Here is a 21,170-nt window from a genome sequence, read left to right on the forward strand (position 1 = left end):
CCGGACGTGATACAAAGCAGGGTATTGAAAAAGGCATGTCCCCTCAGGCTGAGCAAAAATGTCCAGATGCAAGGCGTCCGCACACCCGCGGAATAAGGCGTACCGGAAGGTACGTCGTTGGCGCGGGGGAAGGACAACGCAGCAGATGGGCGTTTTTCATCAGCCTGATGACATTCCCAGCCAGGAGCAGACCATGGTCAAGATAGCCCCCTCGATTCTCTCGGCCGACTTCGGTCGTCTTGCCGAAGAGATTCAGGCCGTCGCCGCCGCCGGCGCCGACTATATCCACGTCGATGTCATGGACGGGCATTTCGTGCCGAACATCACCATCGGGCCGCTGGTGACCGTTGCCGCCCGTCAGGCGACGGAGCTGCCGGTCGATGTCCACCTGATGATCGAAAACCCTGATCTTTACATCCCCGAATTCGCCAAGGCCGGTGCCGACATCATCACCGTCCATCAGGAGGCGGTCGCCCATCTGCATCGGACCGTGCAGCTGATCAGGAGTCTGGGGAAAAAAGCCGGGGTTTCGATCAACCCGGCCACGCCGGTTTCCAGTCTCGACGTGATTCTGGAAGATCTTGACCTGGTACTGGTGATGAGTGTCAATCCGGGGTTCGGCGGACAGGGATTTATCGACAGCGCGCTGGGCAAGATCAGCCAGTTGCGGCAGATGATCGACAGCCGCGGCCTGGCGACCGAAATCGAGGTGGATGGCGGAGTCAAGATCGACAACATCGGTCGGATTGCCGCGGCCGGTGCTGATGTGATGGTGGCCGGCAGCGCGGTCTTCGGCAGTGATGACTACACGGTGACCATTGATCAGCTCAAGGCCAATGCCGTTACGCAGACATGACGTTCGCGATTCGGGGATTGTTGTGGTCGGGGAGGTCGCAGCGACGGGCCCTGTCCAGACCTGTCGGTCGAGGAACCACGAACCCGGGGGGCTCAGGAAAGGGTCTCGGCTTTCAGGATGGCATCGAGTTCGCCCCGCTCGTCGAGGGTGAAGAGTTCGTCACAGCCGCCGATCCGGCTGTCGTTGATAAAGATCTGCGGTACTGTCCGGCGCCCTGAACGCTGGACCATTTCCTGCTCTTTATCGGGGTCGTCGCTGACCTCATACTCGACGAAATCGACCCCCTTGATTTTCAGCAGTTCCTTGGCGCGGCGACAATAGGGGCAGTAGTTTTTGGTGTAGATTTCAATACTGCTCATGGTGATGCTCCCGGTTTTCATGGCAATCTGGCAGAAGTTCGATTTTACCTGTTCATTGCCGACATGCAAGTCCCGATTGCAGGTGACATGAAATCAGGGTTGTAAAGCCGGATATCCAATCTGATTCCCCGATGCGGAGGCAATGATGTCGATTCGTCTGCTGTGGCTCCTTTTCCTGCTCCCGGTCCTGGTTGGATGCGCGGGCTTCGGAGGGGCTCTCGAGACCCCTCGCAAGACGTTCGAGTCGGATAATGTTGATTTTATGCAGCGCCTTCGCTGGAAGGACATCAACGGTGCCGCGCAGCATGTCGCCAAGCCCCGGCGCAAGGCGTTTCGCGATCTGTTTGTTGATCAGGATGACCTCAAGATCACCGATGTGCGGCTTGATTCGGTTGAATTTTCCGAGGGTGGTGAAGAGGTTGATAGCACGATCGTGATCGAATACTATCGTCTGCCGTCGACTCGGGTACGGACCCGGTGCTATGAACTGCATTGGACCTTTTTCAATGCCGATCAGCCGACCCCTGTCGGTTGGCAGATCACCAGTGATATTCCCCCGATTCCCTAGTCTTTCAGCCCCATTCCGGAAGCCAAAAAGGGCTTGATTTAGGCCCCTCTGCTGTGGTAATTAACTGCATACTGTATACAAAATCAGGGGAAGTTGACGGCCTTTATCGGACGCCCTTTCCCTTTTTTCAGGCAGTTTGACGCTCCCTGCAGGGTCGGGGTGCGGTTTGCTTTTGGAGGTAGACTTTGTCTCAGGTTATTTTTTCCAGCTGGGGTCGGCAGATCGTCGATAACCGCCAGGGCGGTGAAACGGATCTTGCTTCGCTGAAGCTGAAGCTGCCGGACCGCTACCTTGAGAACGGTGCTATCGGCGCCTTCATGGGTTGGGACGGCATTATCGTACTCGACAGGGAAACCGATATTGTCGCCATGGCCGCTGAATATATGAAGCGGGTCCAGGAGAAGTACTGTTGCGCCAAGTGTTCTCCCGGCAAGAAAGGGACCCGGGTGTTGCAGGATACCCTGGCCCGCATCGTCTCCGGTCACGGCGAGGAGCGGGATCTGGAGATTATCGAGGGCTTGTCGGCACTGCTCGACAACTGCAAGTGTACCCTTTGCATGACCTCGGCGCTTCCGGTTTTCGATACCGTCAAGTATTTTCGTGACGACTACCTCGCTTACATCCGCGGTCGGCGCAAAGCGAAACCGGCCGCTTCCTATCACGACAAGTTGACCGCGCCCTGCATGGACCGCTGTCCGGCGCATATTGACATCCCGTCGTACATTGAAGAGATCAAGAATCGCCGTTTCGACGAATCGCTTGACGTCATTCGCCGCAACATGCCGATTCCGGCGGTCTGCGGCCGGGTCTGCCCGCATCCCTGCGAAAGCGCCTGCCGTCGCGCGCTGGTTGATGAACCGATCAGTATCATGGTCCTCAAGCGGGTGGCGGCCGATCATGAGTGGATGCATCACAAGCGGCCGCCGATGGCGCCGGCCGGAAGCAGGGAAAAAACGGTTTGTGTGATCGGCGGCGGCCCCGCCGGCGTTTCCTGTGCCTATTACCTGGCCCTGGAGGGCTACAAGGTCACCATCCTCGACATGCTTCCGGAGCCGGGCGGCACGGTCGCGGTCGGCATTCCCGACTATCGCATGCCTCGTGATCTGTTGCGGCGCGAATACGAAATCGTGCAGGGCCTCGGCGTCGAGATCAAGTTCAACACCAAGCTTGGCCGCGATATTTCCCTGAAACAGGTCAAGGAACAGTACGACGGTGTTTTTATCGGTGTCGGCGCCTTCCGCTCCAAGCCGATGGGGGTCGAGGGGGAAGACCAGGGTTACGAAGGCTTCTCCGAAGGCGGTATCAACTACCTGCGTGCCGTGGCACTCGGTCAGCCGATCAAGACCGGCAAACGGGTGATTGTGGTTGGCGGCGGGAATACCGCCATTGACTGTGTGCGGGTCGCTCTGCGCGAGGGCGCCGAGGATTCGATCCTGGTCTATCGGCGAACCCGCAAGGAGATGCCGGCGGAATCCTATGAGGTCGATGATGCCGAGGAGGAGGGCGTACAGTTCGAGTTTCTGCGCAATCCGACCCGGCTGGTGCATGAGAACGGCAGGATCACCGGGGTTGAGGTGGTCAAGATGGAACTCGGTGAGCCGGACGAGTCGGGCCGTCGCCGTCCGCAGCCGGTGCCCGGCAGCGAGTACGTGATCCCCTGTGACATGGTCATCCCGGCCATCGGCCAGGACCCGGATCTTTCCTTCCTCGAAGAGGATAATCTCGGCATCGAAACCACCCGCTGGAATACCATCGTCACCCGGGGCGGGGTGTTGATGACCGACTGTAAGGGCGTTTTTGCCGGTGGTGACTGTGAAATCGGACCGATGACCGTGGTTGCCGCGGTCGGCCAGGGGCGCCGTGCCGCCCGCGCCATGGCCCGCTATCTCGAAACAGGCAGGACGTTCCTCGACGAGGCCGATGCCATGGAAGACCTGGTGAACAATCTCGGTGTGTTCGACAAGGATGAGCCGGTCGGTCTGGCAGGCGGTACCCACCGTGAACATCAGCCGAAGATCAGTGGTCCCGAGCGGGCCAGGGGGTGGGACGAGATCGAACTGGCGATGCCGGAAACCCAGGCGGTGCGGGAGGCGGAACGTTGCCTGCGCTGCTACCGGGTCGGCATGGTGGCGGTTGGGTGACAAAAGCAGTTCGACTGAACGGACCGCTTCCGGGTCCATACCCGTATCGTTGAAAGTGAAAGTAGCCAATGGTCAATCTGAAGATCGACGGAAAGACAGTTGAAATAGAGCAGGGGGCGACGATTCTGGCCGCCGCCGAGAAGGCCGGTATCCGCATTCCGACCCTCTGTTTCCTGAAAAAAGTTTCGCCGACCGGGGCCTGCCGGATCTGCGTGGTCGAGATCGAGGGAGTCGCCAAGCCGATGGCGGCCTGCCACACGCCGGCTGTCGACGGTATGGTGGTGACCACCCAGAGTGAAAAGCTGTACGCCACCCGCAAGCAGATCATTGAACTGCTGCTGGTCAATCATCCTCTCGATTGTCCGGTCTGTGACGCCGGCGGCGAATGTGAACTGCAGAACATCACCTATGAATTCAATGTAACCCGGCAGTCTTTCGAGGCCGAGGATGTCAGCCCCGGAACCATCGATGGCTGGCCGTTGATTCAGCAGGTGCCGAACCGTTGCGTTCTCTGCGAAAAATGCGTCAAGGTCTGTCATGAGGTGGTCGGTGCCAGTGCCCTGTTCACCAATGACAAGGGGGACAAGGCCTTTATCGACAAACATCTCGAACTCTGCGAATACTGCGGCAACTGCGTCCAGGTCTGTCCGACCGGGACGATGATCTCCAAGACGTTCAAATTCCGCGCCCGGCCCTGGGAATTGCGCAAGACTGCGACCGTCTGCACCCTGTGCAGCGGTCAGTGCGAGACCGAGGTGCAGACCAAGGGCAATGAAATTTACCGCGTGGTCGCTGAAGACGGTTGCGGCAGCAACGACGGCAACCTCTGCATCGGCGGGTTTTTCAGCCACGGCTACGTTGCTTCCGACCGTCGCCTGACGGCTCCGCTGCTGAAACAGGACGGCATCCACCAGCAGCCGGTCTCCTGGGAGGAGGCGTTGTCCCGGGTGGTGGAAAAGGGGCGCGCCGCGGGCGGTGCGGCCTGTGCCGGACTGGGTTCCCCGCGCCTGACCAACGAGGAGAATTATCTCTTCCAGAAACTTTTCCGGGCCGGACTGGGCAGCAACAATCTCGACAGCGAGGCCCGGTTCGGTTTCCTGCGCGGGATGATGACCCTGCGTGACCAGCTCGGGCTCGGCGGCGCCAGCAATCGGTATGATCGCATCGGTTCGGCGGCGGCGGTGCTGGTTTTCGGTGCCGACGTGACTGCCGAGGCCCCCCTGGTCGACTGGCAGATTGAGCGCGCCTGCCTCCAAGGTGACGGCAAGCTGATGCTGGCCAACATGCGACGGGTGAAGCTGGCTCGGCATGCCAATATCTTCCTGCAGTACAAGCCGGGCAGTGAAACCGGCCTGGCGCTGGCGCTGGCCCGGTTGATTGTCGACAAGGGGCTGGCCGATGAGGATTTCCTCAATCAGTATCTTGCCGACCCGGCAGCCCTTGAGCAATTGAGGACTGTTGATATCGATCAGGCGGCTGCCGCGGCCGGGGTTTCCCGGGCGCTGCTTGAAGAGGCGGCCGATCATATCGGCGGAGCTGAATCGGTCGCCATCATTTTCGGCGGAGACCTTCTCAAGGGTTGTCAGGCCGAAGCTGCCACGGCCGCCCTGGCTGACCTGGCCCTAGTTTCGGGGGCCCTGCACGGCGATGTCGGTGGTCTGTTCCCGCTCGATGAAAAAGGCAACATGCAGGGCGTGGTTGACATGGGCGTGGCTCCCGAACTGCTGCCCGGCCAGCAGGATTATGCCACGGCCCGTTCCCGGGTTGAAAAGGCCTGGGGGGTCAGCCTGCCGAGCGGCGGCCGTGACGCCGCAGCCATCCTTGAAGGCATCGAGCAAGGTGAAATCCGGTTTCTCTATCTGGCCGGGGTCAACCCCCTGGTTGACTTTCCCGAGAGCGGCCGCTGGCGTCAGGCCCTTGACAAGGTTGATTTCCTGGTGGTTCAGGACATCCTCGCTTCCGAGTTGACCGAATGCGCTGACCTGGTTCTGCCCGGTGTCAGTTTTGCAGAAAAGAGCGGCACGGTGACCAGCCATGACGGCCGTCTCGGTTATCTGCAGCCGGCCCTGAAACCCGTGGGAGAGGCTCGCCCCGATGGTCAGATCTTTGCCGAGCTGCTGGCGCTGCTGGGGGGTGCCCCGGTGGAGGCCGCGGCCCTGCAGACCGAGATCAAGGATCTCTGTGGTCTCTACGAGGATGTCTGCTTTACCGGCCGGGGCCGCAGAAGCTGTCAGAAACTTCCCTGGCAGCCACAGCCGAAACAGCTGAAAATTCTTCCCGTGTCGGCGGGAGATCCGGTCGAGGGCCTGCAGCTGCTGGCCGGAACGATCCTCTTTCAGTTCGGCAGTACCACCACTTATGCTCCCGGTCCCGCCGAGGTGGCGCCGGCCGGATACATCGAAATGAATCCGCAGGATGGAAAAGCCAGTGGCGTCCGGGAAGGCGGTCGGGTCAAGTTGACGACCCGCACCGGCAGTGCCGTGGGTCCGGTCCGTTTCAGCGACGCGGTTCCGCAGGGGCTGGTTTTCGCCCCGGTGCATTTCGCTGATGTCAACGTGCAGCAGGCGATTCCAATCGGCAGCTGCTACGTGGCGGTGGAGGCCGGCAAGGCCTAGCCGCAGGCAGCATTTTCTCCACAGGAGATTCTTTTCAGGGTAAAATCAGGGCGCCCGGTCTCGTGACCGCGGCGCCTTTTGCATTCGTTCACTGACACCGGACCAGGTGCTGGTTCAAATTTTCCGGAGGTTTGAGATGAAAACCATCAGTTGTGATTACCAGGAGAAAATCGTCTACAGCGAGGAGAAGGCCAATAAGGTGGTCATCGCCGAACTGGATCATTCACGAACCACCCTCTGGTGCCTGTTGCCGGGGCAACAGATCAAGCCTCATGAACATGCCGGTGATCATGTCTGGGCGGTGCTTGAAGGAAGCGGCAGTTACCTTAGTGATGACGAACCTCTGCCGATCACGCCCGGCAGCCTGGTGGTGGTTCCGGCCGGCAAACCGCACGGGGTGGTCAACAATGGGCCGCAGGGATTGGTTTTTCTGAGTATCTCCGCCGGATGAGGAGGTTTCCGACATGAATCGCCACCGACAGATTCCGCTGTCGAAGCGTTCCCGCCAGGTGACCCCGTTTCTGGCCATGGAGGTGATGGAGCGGGCCAGGAAACTGCAGGCCGCGGGACGGGAGGTTATCTATCTGTGCCTGGGTGAGCCCGATTTTGCCACGCCGCAACCGGTGGTTGAGGCCGTGGTCGAGGCGGTCAGGGGGGGAGATACCGGTTACACTCATTCTCTCGGTCGGCTCGATCTGCGTGAAGAGATCGCCGCCCATTATCAACAACGTTACGGGGTTGATGTTGATCCCGAGCAGGTCCTGGTTTCGGCCGGGACCAGTCCGCTGATGCTGCTGCTGTTCGCCGCCCTGCTCGATCCCGGCGACGAGGTGATCCTGCCCGACCCGAGCTATGCCTGTTATCCCAATTTCATCACCTTCTTCGAGGGGCTGCCGCGCTACCTCAAGACCCGCCCGGAAGATGCCTTCCAGCCACGTCCGGAGGTGGTGCGGGCGGCGATCACCGACCGCACCCGGGCGCTGCTGATCAACTCACCCTCCAACCCGGCCGGTTCGGTCATGCCGCCCGCCTGGCTGGAGCAGTTGGCGGAGTTGTCGGTGCCGGTGGTCTCCGACGAGATCTACCACGGGCTTACCTATCAGGGAGAGGAGCGCTCAATCCTCGAGTACAGCTCCGAGGCCTTCGTCCTGGGCGGATTTTCCAAGACCTATGCCATGACCGGTTGGCGGCTCGGGTACCTGATCGCTCCCCGTTCCTGCGTCCGCACCCTGCAGAGCCTGCACCAGAATTTTCTGATCAGTGCCAATAATTTCGTTCAGGCCGCCGGGATCGCCGCCCTGCGCCACTGCGGCGACGATGTCGAAAGGATGCGCACGGCCTACGATGCCCGCCGCCGGCACCTGCTGGGGCGGCTGCCGGAGCTGGGGCTCGGGGTTGAACGTGATCCGGTGGCGGCTTTTTACGTGCTGGCCGACGCCCGGCATATCAGCGGCGACTCCAAGGCGCTGGCGCTGGAACTGCTGGAACAGACCGGCGTTGCCCTGACCCCGGGCGTCGATTTCGGGGCAGCTGCCGAAGGGTTTCTGCGTTTTTCCTATGCCAATTCGATCGCCAATATCGATCGGGCGATTGAACTTCTCAAGGACTGTTTCGGTCGGCGCGGCTGGCTGCCCTGAGTGACCGACGAAGAGGGAGAAACAGTGGTCTGAATCAGTGTTCGTGGTAACCGAGTACCACCAGCAGGCAGGAGCCGTCAGCGATGACATTGACCCCTGCCTGTTCAGCGTTACGCACCGCTTCCGGATCCTCGGCGCCGGGTTGCATCCAGATATGTTCAATGCCCCTGGTGATGGCCATCTCGACAACGGTGCGGGTGACCTCCGGCGGGGTGATCACCGAGATGCTCTTCACCTCCGGGGGGAGCTGCGCCACCGAGGCGACGCAGGCCTGCCCTTCGATGGTTTCTGCGGCCGGATTGACCGGAATCGCCCGGCGATCATTCTGCAGATAGCAGCGCAGCACCTTGTTGCCGTACTTGTGAGGCCTGGTCGAGGCGCCGACCACGCCGAAAGCCGGCTGGTCGAGAAAACGACGGATCTTCTCTTCGATGGTCATGGTTTCTCCTTGACGGTCATGGCACCGATTTTACGCGTTTCGACGCCCGTGGGCAAATCATGCTGCCCGATCCTCATTCAGCGCCGTTTGTCGCGGGAAAAAAAACTAAAATCAATTCCTTTCAGGTCGATAAGAACAGAGCGGAGAAGGTGGCGCAGGCTTGCCCCTGCCCCGCTGCAACCAGGAAAGGAACAGCTTTGGGTTACGTACTGCTCGATGATCTGCAGGCGGGGATGGTTCTTGGTGACGACCTGTTCACCGAAAAGGGCCAGTTTGTACTGGCCAAGGGAATCGAACTGGAAGAACGTCATCTGCAGGCCCTGCGTCGGTTCGGTATCCTCGAAGTGGACATTGTCGGAACCTCGCAGTCCGAACTCGATGGTGGAGAACTCGACCCGGTACTGATCGAAGAGAGTGTCCGCTTCCAGCAGGCCCGTTTCAGTCTCAATGATCGCGACCACGAGGTGGTCTCCGAAGTCTTCGAGCTTGCCTGCGAGCAGACCGCCAGGCGACTGCAGTCCGGTTGGAAACCCGCGGTCGCCAACCTTCCGGAGACTCTTGGAGAGGATCTCGACTGGAGTAACAAGCCCACCTCGGAAGACCTGGTACGGGGCAAGGTCAAGCTCGCTTCGCTGCCGGACGTCTACAGCAAGATTGTCGAGGCGCTGAATGTTCCGGGTTGTGCCGCCAGTCACCTGGCGGAAATCGTCAGCAAGGACAGCAGTATCTCGGTACGGCTGCTGAAGCTGGTGAACAGTGCCTTTTACAGTCTGACGAGCAAGGTTGATTCCATTTCCCGTGCGATCACCCTGCTGGGCACCAGGGAACTGCTGAGTCTGGCTCTGGGTATTTCCATCGTCCGTCTGTTCCGCACGATTCCGACCGAACTGATCGATATGGAGGCCTTCTGGAAGCATTCCATCCGTACCGGTCTCTTTGCCCAGCAGCTGGCCCGTCGCAAGGGGCTGGAAGAAACCGAGATGTTCTTTGTCGGTGGGCTGCTGCATGATATCGGTCGCCTGGTGATGCTGGTGGAGATGCCGGAGTTCTATGCCCGGGCCCTGGTGACGGCGCAGCGGGAAGGGGTGGCCATCTACCAGGCAGAACGCCAGGAGCTAGCTTATGACCATGGACAGGTCGGCCGCATGCTGGGCGAGTTGTGGCGACTTTCCCGGACCCTCAGTCAAATGATTGGTTGGCACCACAAGCCGCAGGGGGATCGGTTTTCGGAAGAAACCTGCATCGTGCATCTGGCGGATTTCATGGCGCATTCCCTGGGAGCGGAAACCAATCTGGCAAGTTCGATTTCTCCCTTCAACCCCAGGGCCTGGGAGGTCATCGATCTGCCGACCAATATCCTCGCTCCGGCCAGCCAGCATGTCGAGCGCCTTTTCATGGATATCTCGCGCACCTTCCTTGAAGACGATTGACGGCTGCTTCAGGCTGTAACCCGCTTGTCCATTGGCATTATGCCGTCGTTGTTCCCCCCCCCTGTTTCGGTTGCCTGGATCGTCGTCTCCCGCGGTGACAGTGGGGCGCAGTTCTGCTAGGGTTGCCTCATGTCACGTCAACGTTACCGCAGTGCCGAAGAACGTTTTCGCAGAGAGTTGCAGCGGAACCTGTTGGCCCGTCCCGGACGCCATGCATTCATCCTGGTTCTCGATGGACTCAAAGCGGGTTTCAATGTCGCCAAAATCCTGCGCAGTGCCGAAATTTTCGGTGCCCGCGAAGTTCACCTGGTCAATATCGGTCCTTTCGATCCCGCGCCGGCCAAGGGGGCGTTGCGCAAGGTGCCGGTACGCCGGTTCGACAGCTTCGCCGAATCCCATGCCGAACTCAGGGCGGCAGGCTATCGATTGTTCGTGCTGGAATCGGGAAAGAGGACTTCATTGTGCGAAGCCGTCCTGCCGGAAAAGACGGCCTTTGTCCTTGGGCACGAGGAATTCGGTCCCAGTCCCGCGTGTCGCGCCAGGGACGACCTCGCGGGACTGAGCATCCCCCAGTTCGGTGAGACGGAAAGCCTCAATGTCAGTGTGGCCGCCGGCATTGTCATGTATGAATATGTTCGACAGTGGAAAAGTTCGTCGACTGAATAGCAATCCTTCTGACTGATGTTATGCTTTTTAAGCGATATCAACATCCAACGGAGGTGCATCCATGGAACGAGCAGCAATCCGCTGGACCCTTCTGCTGTCGGCCCTGGTTTTTCTGGCCGGTTGCAGTTCAACCCAGATGGCCGCGACCTGGCATGATCCGAATGTACCGAGCGGATCGGTGAAAAAGGTCTTTGTCATCGGTGTCGCCAAGGACCAGCTTAATCGACGGCTGGTGGAAGATCAGTTTGCCGCTAAACTGGCCTCTCTGGGAAGCAGGGGCGTGCAGAGTTATAATTATTTCAGCGACACCCAGCTTAAGGATGACAAGGACGCGGTGATGGCGAAGGTCAGGGAGCTTGGTTGTGACGCGGTGCTGGTCACCATGGCAACCGGCAGCCGAACCGAAACGGTCATTACCCCCGGCCGGACCTATGGCACGGTTCGCGGTGACAGCTATCGCTATGAACGACGCCGTTACACGCCTTCCGATCGTTCCCGGCGTGGATGGGATGATTATTATCGGAGCAGTTTCGATATCACTCACGAACCGGCGACCAGTACTGATTTCAAGGTGGTGACCATGGAGAGCAATCTCTATAACCTGGACAAGAAACTGATCTGGTCAGCCCAGGCCGAAACCGTGATCGACAAGCCGGTCGGTGAACTGATCACCGAATTCGTCGATGAAGTCGGCAAGGATATGGCCGCCTCCGGTCTGTTCTGAGCGGTCAGACAGGTCTGCTACAGCAACCGCCCCGTCGGATTTTCCGGCGGGGCGGTTTTATCTCACGTGAATCAGTGCGTTCAGGCGGGATGGCGCGAGTGTTTTCCGATGGGGATCAGCGCGGAGGCTGGATCATCAGATCGAGGTCTTCCAGCAGGGCCTGCAGGTCTTCTTCGTGCTCAACCTCCTGTTCGATGATCTGCAGGGCGATGTTGTAGGTGATCGGATCCTTGCCTTCGGTCAGCTTCATCAGGCGGTCATAGACGCTGATGGCGCATTGCTCGGCCTTGATGTTCTGTTCCAGCAGGGCGCGAACGAAGGGGTTGTCGGGGGCGTCGTAACCGCAGTTGGTCCACTTGAACCAGTCCTTGGGAGTAGTCAGCGGCGTGCCGCCCAGCTGGATGATGCGGTTGGAAACCAGCTCGGCGTGTGCCAGTTCCTCAGTGGCGTGCTGCAGCAGCTCGGCGATGATGGCATCCTTCATCGGCCCCTTGGCGACCTTGGCCCCGAGCCAGTACTGGTAATAGGCCAGCCACTCGTCGGCGAAGGCCTTGTTGAGTGTTTTCAGCAGCTCATCGGCATCCAGGCCGATGATTTCTCTTCCCCTGGTTCCCATGAAATCCTCCATCTTCCAGTTGGTTAGCTGATGGTTTGCAGATTTTTCAACTTTATCTCGGGGAGAGGTTTTGTCAAACCGAACAAGCGTTGACCCGATTGGACGTGGGAATAACGCTCCGGCTGCCCTTTTTTGAGGACTGACTGCAACTCCCTCACTGGGGGTGCCCGTAAAACCTCATCCTTTGGGCGGGATTTTACTCCGGAGTCGGGAACCTCGGTTTGACTTCTATCTGCGCAGTGTCTGTGCCGTCGGCGCAGGAAAAGTTGTGGAATAAACAGGTCGGGATGATATACTCAGTCGCTATGGGAACCACCGCTGACTATAAGCTTATCGATCTCTTTTCAGGGTGCGGAGGAATGACCCGGGGGTTTGTCGACACCGGTCGTTTCAGGCCGGTTTTCGCCAATGATTTCAATCGGGAGGCGATTGAGTCCTACAGGACGAATTTTGATCCGTCGGGGGAACATTCGGTTCTTGGTGATATCAAAGCTCTTCTGGACAACGGAAGCTGTCCGGTCCCACAGGCCGATGTAGTCATCGGCGGCCCTCCCTGCCAGGGGTTTTCGCTGCTGAACAAAAAACGGCTCGGTGATCCGAGGCGGTCGCTGTGGTTCCAGTTTATGCGTGTTGTCGAACTCAGCAGCGCCAGAATCGTTGTCATGGAGAATGTTCGACAACTGCTCACCTCTCCGGAATGTTTTGAGATCTACAAAACATTGAAAAATCTCGGTTTCAGATATGTCAGCAAAAGGGTTCTGAACGCTGCGGATTATGGTGTCCCTGAAATGCGCTTCAGGACGATTATTCTGGCCGCGAAGGACAATCACATTTCTCTTCCGCAACCGACTCACTGTGACCCCGCAAAGGCCGCCGACACCGAAATCCGTTCGCTCGGAATGCTTGATCTCCGGCCATGGGAAAATGTCCGGTCTGCTATCGGGGACCTGCCTGTTCCCCGGGGAACCGAAATCAGGAATGTCCCACCCCCGCTGGATCTTCATTTCGGCAGACGCCCCAGACCCGTCAGTATAGAGAGATATAAAGCCGTACCGCCGGGAGGGAACCGGTTCGACCTGCATCGGAACCGACCGGATATAACACCTGACTGCTGGGCGAATAAACCCACCGGCAGCACAGATATTTTCGGCCGTCTATGGTGGGACCGGCCATCGGTCACAATTCGTACGGAGTTCTTCAAACCGGAAAAAGGTCGCTATCTTCACCCTGACCAACATCGACCGATTACTCACAGGGAAGCGGCACGAATCCAGTCTTTTCCGGACAATTTCACGTTCAGTGGTTCCAAGATCGAAATTGCCAAGCAGATAGGCAACGCTGTCCCGCCGTTGCTGGCTCAAGCATTGGCCGTTGAAGTTATCCGTTCTCTGGAAGGAGAAACGGATGCAGGCTATGTGAAGGAAACCGAAGCTGTCTATAAACGGATTGCCGAAATCAAACTTGCAATGTGATTTTCAAAATGACCAAAGATAAGGCTCTGTTGAAACAGCAGATCATAACCCTGTTGGCAGGCTTCAACACGGATCCTGATGCCGATATCCGCTCACAGGTTTTGGCTTTAATACCGGTATGGGAGGGTCTTCAATCTCTGGGAACAACTCTTGTTCCCCAAGCCGTGGCCAAAAGCGCAAGAGATCGCATTCTGCATTATCTGCGCAAGTATCCCCTTCAGATCATTTCACATAAAGAGATCATGATCGTTGCCGGAATCAGCGAATGGGCGAGACGTGTGCGTGAACTCAGGGTTGAAAGAGGTTGGGCAATCATGAGCGGAACCACCGCCCGGGATATGCAGAATGCCGGAGAATTTGAAGGTTTGCCGGATTGCAGCGGGATGAAGCCTGACGATTATATCCTCATCGATGAACGTCAAGATCGGGAAGCGGCTTATCGCTGGAAGGTCGCCAACGAGATTCGTAAAAGCAAAGGTGGCTCAAAAGCCCATATCCTTGAATTTCTTCGGGAAAATGTCGGCAAGGCCGTAAGCGGGGAAGAATTGCGGTACGTTGCCAAGGGCGCAGCAGAATGGGCCCGTCGCATCAGGGAACTACGGACAGAAGATGGGTGGCCGGTGAGATCCCGACTGAACGGCAGACCGGATCTGCCGATTGGGGTTTATATTCTGGAAGAAGACCGCCAAGCCCCCGTACATGATAGAAAGATTGAAGATCGTGTTCGGGGTAACGTGCTGAAACGGGATACGTATTGTTGTGTGGACTGCGGATGGTCCCGTAAAGACTGGAATGCAGATGATCCCCGCTATCTTGAACTCCATCATATTCAGCACCATGCTGATGGAGGGGACAACACAGAAGACAATTTAATAACCCTCTGCAACATCTGTCATGATGCCGTCCACAGGAAAGAGGGGAGATGACAGCGGTTCGCAGTAATTATCCGACAGAAAAGACCGTCATCAATCTGTCGCGCAAACACTCAGGTTTTTTTGTCTCACATTCCCATACCACCAAAACGGTCCAGCCCTGATCCTGAAGTTTTGCCCGCGTTTCCGCATCACGCCTGATATTCTGCATGAATTTTGTTTCCCAGAACGCCTTGTTGGTTTTCGGGGTTGAAGCATATTTGCAGCCGGCGTGTCTATGCCAGTAGCAGCCGTGGACGAAAATGACGGTGCGGCGTCCCGGAAGAACGATATCCGGGGTTCCGGGCAGGTTTTTTCGATGCAGCCGAAACCGCAGGCCCATCCCATGCAGTAAAGAGCGCACGATTTTCTCCGGGCCGGTATTCGAACTTCGTATCCGCCCCATATTCCAGCTGCGCTTTTCTTTTGAGATGTGATCGGTCATCTACCCGCCCCGCTCAGTTTCGTACAGAACCAAGTATTGTACGGATGACCGCACCTGTCCAGCGATGTTTCGCCACTTTCCATTGTAGACAAGCGGGATGTGAATGAGAAGGTCGCTCATGAATTGCTGAAAGCGCAATTCCGGAGAAGTGAGCGAGGTTCACAATTCCATTATCGTAGCCTACTGTAATGTGGAGAAATCTCTCTCAGTTGGATGGCCTCTCACTCATCAACCAGGGCGCCATTGCTGAACAGTTTATCGGTCAGCACCTCCAGGCGCTATTGGCTGACGAGCCGAACCGTGAACTGAATTCTTAGCTGCGTGAAGGGGGAGCCTCTAACGCTGAACTCGATTTTGTCATCGCCCCTGTTGGGAAGCTTACCTCCATAGAGGCCAAGTCAGGTCTTTGAAATCTCTCCATCTGTTTATGGGTAGTAAACAAAACACCCTTTGCTATTCGCTTCGATACGCAACCTCCCAGTATCCAGCAGGTAGAAACCTCATTCGTGATGAACGAGCAGCACAGATAGATCAGTTCTCCGCTGATTTTTCTGCCCCTCTACACGGTGGTACAACTGGAAACCACCGGGAAAGATTACGGGAGCATGCGGGCCAGGGGTGATAAATGGGCACCTAAGTCCCATCAAAACATCACTCCTTCCCCGCTCCTCCAGCAACTCCCTCAGCGGGGCATGGTAAAATGCACCGGTAAGCGCCCCGCGCGGGCAACACTCCAACAGGAACTCACTGACTCAGGTGGAAGGAGTCCAGCTCCCATGACCAAGCCCAACACCGATGCCGGTATGCCGATCGCCATCACCCTTGACCCGGGAACCTACGACCGCTGCGCCTGCGGTGGTTCGCAGAATCTGCCCTTCTGTGACGGCAGTCACTCCTCTGACGGCCCCCGGCCGATCCGCTTCGAGATCACCCGGCGGCAGAAGGTTTATCTCTGCAGTTGCGGCAAAACCGGCAACCGGCCCTTCTGTGACGGGGGCTGCGGGTTCAGCCCCGACAGCGAAAGCTGATCACTCGCGGTGTTTTCGTGCCGGCAGGCATATTGCCGCCCTGGTTCGTCCCTGGCGAGAGCCGTGCGTGTAGCCGACCACCGCGAAATCCTCCGACAGCTTCCGTGCCAGAGCCTCATAGGCGGGGTTCTTGCTCCGCACGCAACTGGACAGGTGTACCACCTCGACTCCCAGCTGTTTCAGCCGCCCGATCTTTTTTTCCAGTGCCCCCCCGTCATGAGTGAAGGCGACCAGTTGGGCTTCCGGTCCGTAAGGGGCAAAGGCGTCGTCTCTCTGGAAAAAAGCGTTGAGGCAGCCTTTGCCGGTGCATTTGTCGAGTGTTGTCTTATGGACAATGATGGCGATTTTCATCGTATTGTCGAGAAGTAAGAGGTGTTGCCAGAGCCTGGTGGCGATGTCTGGCGATTGTCGTCGCGATCGGCCGCTCGTCGATCCTGCGACCCCGGCGCGGGGTCCGGCTGCTGTTCATGCGCTGTCGCGGCGGAGCTTTTCTCTGCCGTTTCCCGGCCGCCATCCCTGCCGGCCCACGTGCACAATGAGAGTACTCATGTAGCTGAGCGGGACTGGCTGCCAGCTTTCGAGGTTGTCGACCAGCAGTTCGCCGTTGCCCTGCTCGACGCAGCTGACCAGGCGGGCGGAGCCGAGCAGGCCGCGTTCTTTCAGGAGCGTGCGGAGAGCGCTGATCATCCCGCCGGCCTTGTAGAGTACCAGGGTCTCGCAATGGTCCAGGGCCCCGGCAACCAGCTCCAGGTCGGTGGCCGACATCAGGGTCAGGCGATCCTCCTGTAGGGTGAGGGGGACGCCGAAGCGGCTGGCGCCGGTCTGAAAAGCGCTGATTCCGGGGACCACGTGGATTCGTTCCCGGGGGAGCTGTTCCGTCAGCCCCTGCATGAGGTAGGAGCTGGTGGCAAAGATCAGGGGGTCGCCGAGTGTTGCCTGGACCACGGCACGCCCCTGCCGGCAGTGGTCTCCCACCTGTCCGGCCAGCTCCTGCCAGCGGGCACGGGTGGCCTGGTCGTTGCGCTGCATGGGATAGCTGACACAGAGCAGCTGCTGATCCCGCAGAAACGGCCGGATCGTCTCCAGGGCCAGGCTGCGATCGGCTCCCTGGGCGCGGGGAACAATCACCAGGTCGGCGCTCTCGATGATCCGGGCGGCGCGCAGGGTCAGCAGGTCCGGAGTGCCGGGACCGACGCCGACGGCGTAGAAGTGTCCGGACAGGGCGGGGCTGGCTGGGTTCATCCGTTGCTGGCCTCCCGGAAGTAGCGGTTGAGTTTCAGGACATTGTCGAAACTGTGCGTGTTGGCGCGGGAGAAGAGCAGTTCGTCGACTCGCAGAAACCGGGCATCAAGTCGCTTCAGCGGGCCACGTTCAGCAGGCGGGAGCGGATTTTTGTTCATCGGTCCAACCTGGTAGATGTAGACATCCGGCTGCCGGGCGAGGACTGATTCCGGGTTGAAACGAACCAGTTTCCGACGGCTCGGAGCGAGCAGAACACCTCCTGCTCGGTTGACAATGTCGGCCACGATGTGACCGCTGCCGGCAACGATGAGCGGCATGGCGGTAATTTCGAACATCACTTTCGGTGCGGCGGCGAGCGGCTTGATGTCGGCCAGTTTTTGCCGCTGGCGGGCAACCAATCGTTTGCCGGCGGTTGGTTTGTCCAGCGTCGCCGCCAGTTCGCCGATCTGCTGCAGGATTTCGTCGAGGGTGCGGGGGTGATAGGTGAAAACTGGTGCGTCGACCGCGGCTGCCATCTGCTCGGAGAAAAACCGATTGGAGGAGATAATCAACAGGTCGGGGGCGAGTGAACGGATAATCTCCAGGTTGGGGTGGATGTGTGAGCCGACCTGGCGGGCGCGGGGGAATCCTTTGAGGTTCCGGGTCACTCCGACCACCTGGTTCGCCACGCCCAGTTTGAGCAGAATGTCGCCGGCGGCCGGGGCCAGCAGGACGATACGCTTGGCGGCGACAGCTTCAGTGCTGAAACAGAAAAGCAGCAGTACCAGTAGCAACTTGGACATTGTAAGTCTCCGTAAGCAGTGCGGGGGTCAGTTGCGCCCTGTGCACGTCGGCCAGCAGGCGCCCCTCTTTCAGCAGCAGGAAGCGGTCGAAAAAGCGGTGCGCGAGATTGATGTCGTGGACCGGTGCGACGATGGTTTCCGGTCTGTCCCTGAGCAGGGAAAAGATCTCCAGGGCATGGCGGATGTCAAGGCCGGCGTTCGGCTCGTCGAGATAGAGCAGCGGGGCCTGCTGGTTGAGGACCCGGGCCAGCATCACCCGGCGTTTTTCGCCCCCGGAGAGCTGGTTGAACGGCCGCTCGGCGAGATCCTCCAGGTCGAACCGGGCCAGCATCTCCGCGCTCAGCTGCCGGTCCTCGGCGCTGAAGGCATTCCCCTGCCGATGGGGGAAGCGGCCGAACAGCACCACTTCGAAGACGCTGAACGGGAAGATGACGTCGCTGAACTGGGGCAGCAGGGCGAACAGCCGCGCCCGTCGGATCATCGGGATTTTCTGCAGCGGCGCGTTGCCGTAGCGCACCTGGCCTCCGGACGGCGGCAGCAGCCCGGCGAGCAGCTGCAGCAGGGTCGTTTTGCCACAGCCGTTTTCCCCCAGGATGGCGACTTTCTCTCCCGGGGCGATCTGCAGCCGGTCCAGCTCCAGGGTGAAATGTCCCCGTCGGAAGCGCAGCTTGTCGACGCTCAGTTCAGCCATGCCAGAATCTTTCCCGGCGGGTCTGCAGCAGGTAGAGGAAAAAACTGCCGCCGAGCAGGGCGGTGACGATGCCGACCGGCAGTTCGGCACCGCCGGGGATGATGATCCGGGCCAGGGTGTCGGCGGCGGTCAGCAGCAGGGCGCCGAGCAGAGAGGAATAGAAGAGGTTGTGGCGCATGTCGCTGCCGAACAGGCTGCGGGCGATGTGCGGAACGATCAGGCCGACAAAGCCGATGATGCCGGTGTGGCTGACGGCGACGGCGACCAGCAGGGTGGCGATGACAAAGGCAAAGCTGCGCAACCGATGGACATTGACGCCCAGGGTCTGAGCCGAATGTTCGTCGAGAGCCAGCAGGTTGAGCTGCAGGGCCCGGCGGCTGAACAGCAGGTAGGCAACGGCAAAAACCGCCAGGCAGACCAGCAGCTTTCCCCAGTCGACGACGAAAAAGCCGCCCATCAACCAGAAGACAATCGAGGAAAGGGAATCCTCGAAATAGTACTTGGAAAAACTGATCACCGCCGAGGCAACGATGTTCATGACAATCCCGGCCAGAATCATGCTTACCGGGTTGATGAAGCCGTCCCTGCGGGCCAGGCGATAGACCAGCAGCAGCCCGCCCAGCCCGGTCAGCAGGGCGACCAGCGGCACCAGCGGCAGCGGGATCCCGAGGGCGATGGCGAGGACCGCGCCCAGGGCGGCTGAGGACGCCGCCCCGGTGGTGAAACTGTCGGCCAGGGGATTCTTCAGGGTCAGTTGGTAGACGCTCCCCGACAGGCCGAGCATGGCACCGATCACGGCGCTGAACAGCACCCGCGGCAGCCGCAGTCCGAAAAGGATGTCTCGTTCCACCGCCGTCAGATTGAAGGGATGGATGGTCGTCGAACCGAGCAGGCAGGAGCCGACCAGGGTCAGGACGAAGAGGAACCAGAGCAGCCGTTTCATGCCTGCACCCTGGCGACCACCCGGCCGGCGAGCAGAAACAGGCCGACCAGCATGATCAGCAGCACCGGAAACAGCCCGGTTTCGACCGTGACGCCCGGCAGCAGGGTCGAGCGGATCAGTCGTGTTGAGTACGTCAGCGGCGAGAGAGCGGCCAGCAGACGAACCGGAAGCGGCATCTGCGCCACCGGAAAGAAGGTGCCGGAGAGAAACATGATCGGCGTGATCAGAAAGGCGTTCATGGTCGCCTGGTCGCTGTGGTTGCGTACCAGCAGGGCGACCACCAGCCCGAGCAGGGCGAAGATCCCGAGGTGCAGCAGCAGCGCCAGCAGAAACAGTGGTCCGAAGTGCAGCTGCACACCGCACAGCAGGCTGTAGAAGGCGATGACCAGCATCGGGATCAGTCCCCTGGTGATACCGTAGCCCATCTCGCCGACCACGATTTCCCAGCGTCGGATCGGCGCCAGCAGGTATTCTTCGAACACCTTGAAGTAGAAGCGGGCGATGTTGATTTCGGTGGCGATGCCGTAACTCTGGTTCATGCTGCTCATGGTCAGCAACCCCGGCAGCAGAAAGGCCAGGTAGCTCAATCCGTCCACCCGGGCGTTGTTGCCGATCCCGTAGCCGAAGGCGATCAGGAACAGCCCCGGTGAAACGGCCGCCGAGAGCACGGTCTTGACCAGTTTCTTGCGCAGGATCAGGATCTCACGCAGATAGATGCCACGGACGCCGTTCAGCATCATGCCTCCAGCCGTTTGCCGGTCAGGCGCAGAAAGACATCTTCGAGGGTGGTCTCACGGATGCGCACCGACATCTCCAGTTGTTTCAGCCGCTCGAGGGCCGCTTCCCGGGTGGTGAAAAATTCGTTGTCCAAGGCCTCTTCCCGGTAGATGTCGAGGACGAAATGGCCGGCCTGCTGTTTCAGTTCGGCCGGGGTGCCTTCGGCGATGATCCGTGCCCGGTCGATGATCAGTACCCGGTCGGCGAGGCTGTCGGCTTCTTCGATATAGTGGGTGGTGAGAAAAACCGTACACTGCTGTTCCTGGTTGATGCGACGCAGAAAGGCCCACATGCGGCGCCGGCTGTGCGGGTCAAGGCCGACCGTCGGTTCATCGAGAAACAGGATCGCCGGCTGGTGGAGCAGGGCACGGGCGATGACCAGTTTGCGTTTCATCCCGCCGGAGAGCTTGCCGGCCGGGGTGTCGCGTTTTTCGTTCAGGGCCGCGAAGTCGAGGCAGAAATTGATCCGTTCGCTGAGCTCCCGTCCGCCAAGGCCGAACAAGCGGCCGTGAACCCGCAGGTTTTCACGGACCGTCAGTTCCTTGTCGAGATTATTGTGCTGGGGCACGACGCCGATCATTTTTTTGACGGCCAGTCGACCCGGGTCGAAGTCTTCTCCACGATAACGGATGCGTCCGCGATCCGGAGAGAGCAGCCCGGTCAGCAGATTGATCGTCGTGGTTTTCCCGGCACCGTTGGGGCCGAGAAAGGCGAACAATTCCCCCCGGGCGACCCGGAAGCTGATTCCGTCGACCGCGCGGGTTGTTCCGAATCGGCGGCAGAGGTCGATGACTTCGATTTCAGCGGGCATAGAAATAAAAAAGGTCC

At 59.3% G+C, this 21,170-nt stretch carries 23 protein-coding genes; 12 read left to right on the forward strand and 11 right to left on the reverse strand.

Features of this window, described 5'->3' with window-relative positions; all coding sequences use genetic code 11:
- Positions 1–193: 193 nt before the first annotated feature.
- Positions 194–856 (forward strand): ribulose-phosphate 3-epimerase, encoded by a 663-nt coding sequence (rpe, locus tag C2E25_RS00315; RefSeq protein WP_103113954.1) that lies wholly within the window; start codon positions 194–196, stop codon positions 854–856.
- A 92-nt stretch (positions 857–948) separates the two neighbouring features.
- On the opposite strand, the gene grxC is transcribed toward rpe, so the two are convergent.
- Complete coding sequence (gene grxC, locus C2E25_RS00320; protein ID WP_103113955.1) at positions 949–1,215, reverse strand: glutaredoxin 3; 267 nt, start codon at positions 1,213–1,215, stop codon at positions 949–951.
- Positions 1,216–1,360: 145 nt separating this feature from the next.
- Here grxC and C2E25_RS00325 point away from each other — a divergent pair, with 145 nt between their 5' ends.
- The 5 genes from C2E25_RS00325 (at position 1,361) to C2E25_RS00345 (ending at position 8,176) form a co-directional block, all read left to right on the forward strand.
- The gene (locus C2E25_RS00325; protein ID WP_103113825.1) at positions 1,361–1,783 is read left to right on the forward strand and encodes a hypothetical protein; all 423 of its coding nucleotides are present in this window, start codon (positions 1,361–1,363) and stop codon (positions 1,781–1,783) included.
- Positions 1,784–1,968: 185 nt separating this feature from the next.
- The gene (locus tag C2E25_RS00330; protein ID WP_103113826.1) at positions 1,969–3,924 is read left to right on the forward strand and encodes an FAD-dependent oxidoreductase; all 1,956 of its coding nucleotides are present in this window, start codon (positions 1,969–1,971) and stop codon (positions 3,922–3,924) included.
- A gap of 68 nt (positions 3,925–3,992) precedes the next feature.
- Positions 3,993–6,539, forward strand: coding sequence for a molybdopterin-dependent oxidoreductase (locus C2E25_RS00335; protein ID WP_103113827.1), 2,547 nt, complete (start codon positions 3,993–3,995; stop codon positions 6,537–6,539).
- A gap of 136 nt (positions 6,540–6,675) precedes the next feature.
- Positions 6,676–6,990: a cupin domain-containing protein gene (locus C2E25_RS00340; RefSeq protein ID WP_103113828.1), complete on the forward strand. Its 315-nt coding sequence runs from the start codon at positions 6,676–6,678 to the stop codon at positions 6,988–6,990.
- 13 nt (positions 6,991–7,003) lie between these two features.
- Positions 7,004–8,176 carry a pyridoxal phosphate-dependent aminotransferase gene (locus C2E25_RS00345; protein ID WP_103113829.1) on the forward strand — a complete coding sequence of 391 codons (1,173 nt, stop codon included), beginning with the start codon at positions 7,004–7,006 and terminating at the stop codon, positions 8,174–8,176.
- Between the two features lie 34 nt (positions 8,177–8,210).
- Here C2E25_RS00345 and C2E25_RS00350 read toward each other — a convergent pair whose 3' ends face one another.
- Positions 8,211–8,615: a CoA-binding protein gene (locus tag C2E25_RS00350; RefSeq protein ID WP_103113830.1), complete on the reverse strand. Its 405-nt coding sequence runs from the start codon at positions 8,613–8,615 to the stop codon at positions 8,211–8,213.
- 197 nt (positions 8,616–8,812) lie between these two features.
- Between C2E25_RS00350 and C2E25_RS00355 the strand changes: the two genes are divergently transcribed.
- The 3 genes from C2E25_RS00355 to C2E25_RS00365 all read left to right on the forward strand — a co-directional run bounded on the left by C2E25_RS00355 (position 8,813) and on the right by C2E25_RS00365 (position 11,435).
- Positions 8,813–10,045 (forward strand): HDOD domain-containing protein, encoded by a 1,233-nt coding sequence (locus C2E25_RS00355; RefSeq protein WP_158247070.1) that lies wholly within the window; start codon positions 8,813–8,815, stop codon positions 10,043–10,045.
- A gap of 129 nt (positions 10,046–10,174) precedes the next feature.
- Positions 10,175–10,711 (forward strand): TrmH family RNA methyltransferase, encoded by a 537-nt coding sequence (locus C2E25_RS00360; protein ID WP_103113832.1) that lies wholly within the window; start codon positions 10,175–10,177, stop codon positions 10,709–10,711.
- A gap of 61 nt (positions 10,712–10,772) precedes the next feature.
- Complete coding sequence (locus C2E25_RS00365; RefSeq protein ID WP_103113833.1) at positions 10,773–11,435, forward strand: hypothetical protein; 663 nt, start codon at positions 10,773–10,775, stop codon at positions 11,433–11,435.
- 115 nt (positions 11,436–11,550) lie between these two features.
- Here the strand turns inward: C2E25_RS00365 and C2E25_RS00370 are convergent, their stop codons facing one another.
- Entirely contained in the window at positions 11,551–12,051 is a 501-nt protein-coding gene (locus tag C2E25_RS00370) for a ferritin-like domain-containing protein (RefSeq protein ID WP_103113834.1), read from the reverse strand.
- 305 nt (positions 12,052–12,356) lie between these two features.
- Here C2E25_RS00370 and C2E25_RS00375 point away from each other — a divergent pair, with 305 nt between their 5' ends.
- Together C2E25_RS00375 and C2E25_RS00380 are read left to right on the forward strand one after the other, a co-directional pair.
- Positions 12,357–13,523 carry a DNA cytosine methyltransferase gene (locus C2E25_RS00375; RefSeq protein WP_103113835.1) on the forward strand — a complete coding sequence of 389 codons (1,167 nt, stop codon included), beginning with the start codon at positions 12,357–12,359 and terminating at the stop codon, positions 13,521–13,523.
- Between the two features lie 8 nt (positions 13,524–13,531).
- On the forward strand, positions 13,532–14,449 hold the full coding sequence (locus C2E25_RS00380; RefSeq protein WP_103113956.1) for an HNH endonuclease: 918 nt from the start codon (positions 13,532–13,534) through the stop codon (positions 14,447–14,449).
- 16 nt (positions 14,450–14,465) lie between these two features.
- Here the strand turns inward: C2E25_RS00380 and C2E25_RS00385 are convergent, their stop codons facing one another.
- Positions 14,466–14,879: a very short patch repair endonuclease gene (locus tag C2E25_RS00385; RefSeq protein ID WP_103113836.1), complete on the reverse strand. Its 414-nt coding sequence runs from the start codon at positions 14,877–14,879 to the stop codon at positions 14,466–14,468.
- Between the two features lie 776 nt (positions 14,880–15,655).
- Here C2E25_RS00385 and C2E25_RS00390 point away from each other — a divergent pair.
- On the forward strand, positions 15,656–15,907 hold the full coding sequence (locus C2E25_RS00390; protein WP_103113837.1) for a CDGSH iron-sulfur domain-containing protein: 252 nt from the start codon (positions 15,656–15,658) through the stop codon (positions 15,905–15,907).
- On the opposite strand, the gene C2E25_RS00395 is transcribed toward C2E25_RS00390, so the two are convergent.
- The 7 genes from C2E25_RS00395 to C2E25_RS00425 form a co-directional block, all read right to left on the reverse strand.
- A complete protein-coding gene (locus C2E25_RS00395; RefSeq protein WP_103113838.1) occupies positions 15,908–16,258 on the reverse strand; it encodes a CGGC domain-containing protein in 351 nt (116 codons plus the stop codon).
- Positions 16,259–16,372: 114 nt separating this feature from the next.
- Positions 16,373–17,149: a precorrin-2 C(20)-methyltransferase gene (gene cobI / locus C2E25_RS00400; RefSeq protein ID WP_103113839.1), complete on the reverse strand. Its 777-nt coding sequence runs from the start codon at positions 17,147–17,149 to the stop codon at positions 16,373–16,375.
- Complete coding sequence (locus C2E25_RS00405; protein WP_103113840.1) at positions 17,146–17,931, reverse strand: ABC transporter substrate-binding protein; 786 nt, start codon at positions 17,929–17,931, stop codon at positions 17,146–17,148. The genes cobI and C2E25_RS00405 overlap by 4 nt, the downstream gene beginning before the upstream one ends.
- Complete coding sequence (locus C2E25_RS00410) at positions 17,885–18,622, reverse strand: ABC transporter ATP-binding protein (protein ID WP_103113841.1); 738 nt, start codon at positions 18,620–18,622, stop codon at positions 17,885–17,887. The genes C2E25_RS00405 and C2E25_RS00410 overlap by 47 nt, the downstream gene beginning before the upstream one ends.
- Entirely contained in the window at positions 18,615–19,565 is a 951-nt protein-coding gene (locus C2E25_RS00415) for a FecCD family ABC transporter permease (protein WP_103113842.1), read from the reverse strand. The genes C2E25_RS00410 and C2E25_RS00415 overlap by 8 nt, the downstream gene beginning before the upstream one ends.
- A complete protein-coding gene (locus C2E25_RS00420; protein WP_103113843.1) occupies positions 19,562–20,302 on the reverse strand; it encodes an ABC transporter permease in 741 nt (246 codons plus the stop codon). The genes C2E25_RS00415 and C2E25_RS00420 overlap by 4 nt, the downstream gene beginning before the upstream one ends.
- On the reverse strand, positions 20,302–21,153 hold the full coding sequence (locus tag C2E25_RS00425; protein WP_103113844.1) for an ABC transporter ATP-binding protein: 852 nt from the start codon (positions 21,151–21,153) through the stop codon (positions 20,302–20,304). The genes C2E25_RS00420 and C2E25_RS00425 overlap by 1 nt, the downstream gene beginning before the upstream one ends.
- Positions 21,154–21,170 lie beyond the last annotated feature (17 nt).

The sequence above is a fragment of the Geothermobacter hydrogeniphilus genome, from assembly GCF_002898515.1.
In the GTDB taxonomy this organism is placed as follows: domain Bacteria; phylum Desulfobacterota; class Desulfuromonadia; order Desulfuromonadales; family Geothermobacteraceae; genus Geothermobacter_A.

What these genes read in the sequence shown, in the direction of transcription:
- rpe (WP_103113954.1), top strand. Translation starts at nt 194, where the DNA reads ATGGTCAAGATAGCCCCCTCGATTCTCTCGGCCGACTTCGGTCGTCTT.
- grxC (WP_103113955.1), bottom strand. Translation starts at nt 1,215, where the DNA reads ATGAGCAGTATTGAAATCTACACCAAAAACTACTGCCCCTATTGTCGC.
- C2E25_RS00325 (WP_103113825.1), top strand. Translation starts at nt 1,361, where the DNA reads ATGTCGATTCGTCTGCTGTGGCTCCTTTTCCTGCTCCCGGTCCTGGTT.
- C2E25_RS00335 (WP_103113827.1), top strand. Translation starts at nt 3,993, where the DNA reads ATGGTCAATCTGAAGATCGACGGAAAGACAGTTGAAATAGAGCAGGGG.
- C2E25_RS00340 (WP_103113828.1), top strand. Translation starts at nt 6,676, where the DNA reads ATGAAAACCATCAGTTGTGATTACCAGGAGAAAATCGTCTACAGCGAG.
- C2E25_RS00345 (WP_103113829.1), top strand. Translation starts at nt 7,004, where the DNA reads ATGAATCGCCACCGACAGATTCCGCTGTCGAAGCGTTCCCGCCAGGTG.
- C2E25_RS00350 (WP_103113830.1), bottom strand. Translation starts at nt 8,615, where the DNA reads ATGACCATCGAAGAGAAGATCCGTCGTTTTCTCGACCAGCCGGCTTTC.
- C2E25_RS00360 (WP_103113832.1), top strand. Translation starts at nt 10,175, where the DNA reads ATGTCACGTCAACGTTACCGCAGTGCCGAAGAACGTTTTCGCAGAGAG.
- C2E25_RS00365 (WP_103113833.1), top strand. Translation starts at nt 10,773, where the DNA reads ATGGAACGAGCAGCAATCCGCTGGACCCTTCTGCTGTCGGCCCTGGTT.
- C2E25_RS00370 (WP_103113834.1), bottom strand. Translation starts at nt 12,051, where the DNA reads ATGGGAACCAGGGGAAGAGAAATCATCGGCCTGGATGCCGATGAGCTG.
- C2E25_RS00375 (WP_103113835.1), top strand. Translation starts at nt 12,357, where the DNA reads ATGGGAACCACCGCTGACTATAAGCTTATCGATCTCTTTTCAGGGTGC.
- C2E25_RS00380 (WP_103113956.1), top strand. Translation starts at nt 13,532, where the DNA reads ATGACCAAAGATAAGGCTCTGTTGAAACAGCAGATCATAACCCTGTTG.
- C2E25_RS00385 (WP_103113836.1), bottom strand. Translation starts at nt 14,879, where the DNA reads ATGACCGATCACATCTCAAAAGAAAAGCGCAGCTGGAATATGGGGCGG.
- C2E25_RS00390 (WP_103113837.1), top strand. Translation starts at nt 15,656, where the DNA reads ATGACCAAGCCCAACACCGATGCCGGTATGCCGATCGCCATCACCCTT.
- C2E25_RS00395 (WP_103113838.1), bottom strand. Translation starts at nt 16,258, where the DNA reads ATGAAAATCGCCATCATTGTCCATAAGACAACACTCGACAAATGCACC.
- cobI (WP_103113839.1), bottom strand. Translation starts at nt 17,149, where the DNA reads ATGAACCCAGCCAGCCCCGCCCTGTCCGGACACTTCTACGCCGTCGGC.
- C2E25_RS00405 (WP_103113840.1), bottom strand. Translation starts at nt 17,931, where the DNA reads ATGTCCAAGTTGCTACTGGTACTGCTGCTTTTCTGTTTCAGCACTGAA.
- C2E25_RS00410 (WP_103113841.1), bottom strand. Translation starts at nt 18,622, where the DNA reads ATGGCTGAACTGAGCGTCGACAAGCTGCGCTTCCGACGGGGACATTTC.
- C2E25_RS00415 (WP_103113842.1), bottom strand. Translation starts at nt 19,565, where the DNA reads ATGAAACGGCTGCTCTGGTTCCTCTTCGTCCTGACCCTGGTCGGCTCC.
- C2E25_RS00420 (WP_103113843.1), bottom strand. Translation starts at nt 20,302, where the DNA reads ATGCTGAACGGCGTCCGTGGCATCTATCTGCGTGAGATCCTGATCCTG.
- C2E25_RS00425 (WP_103113844.1), bottom strand. Translation starts at nt 21,153, where the DNA reads ATGCCCGCTGAAATCGAAGTCATCGACCTCTGCCGCCGATTCGGAACA.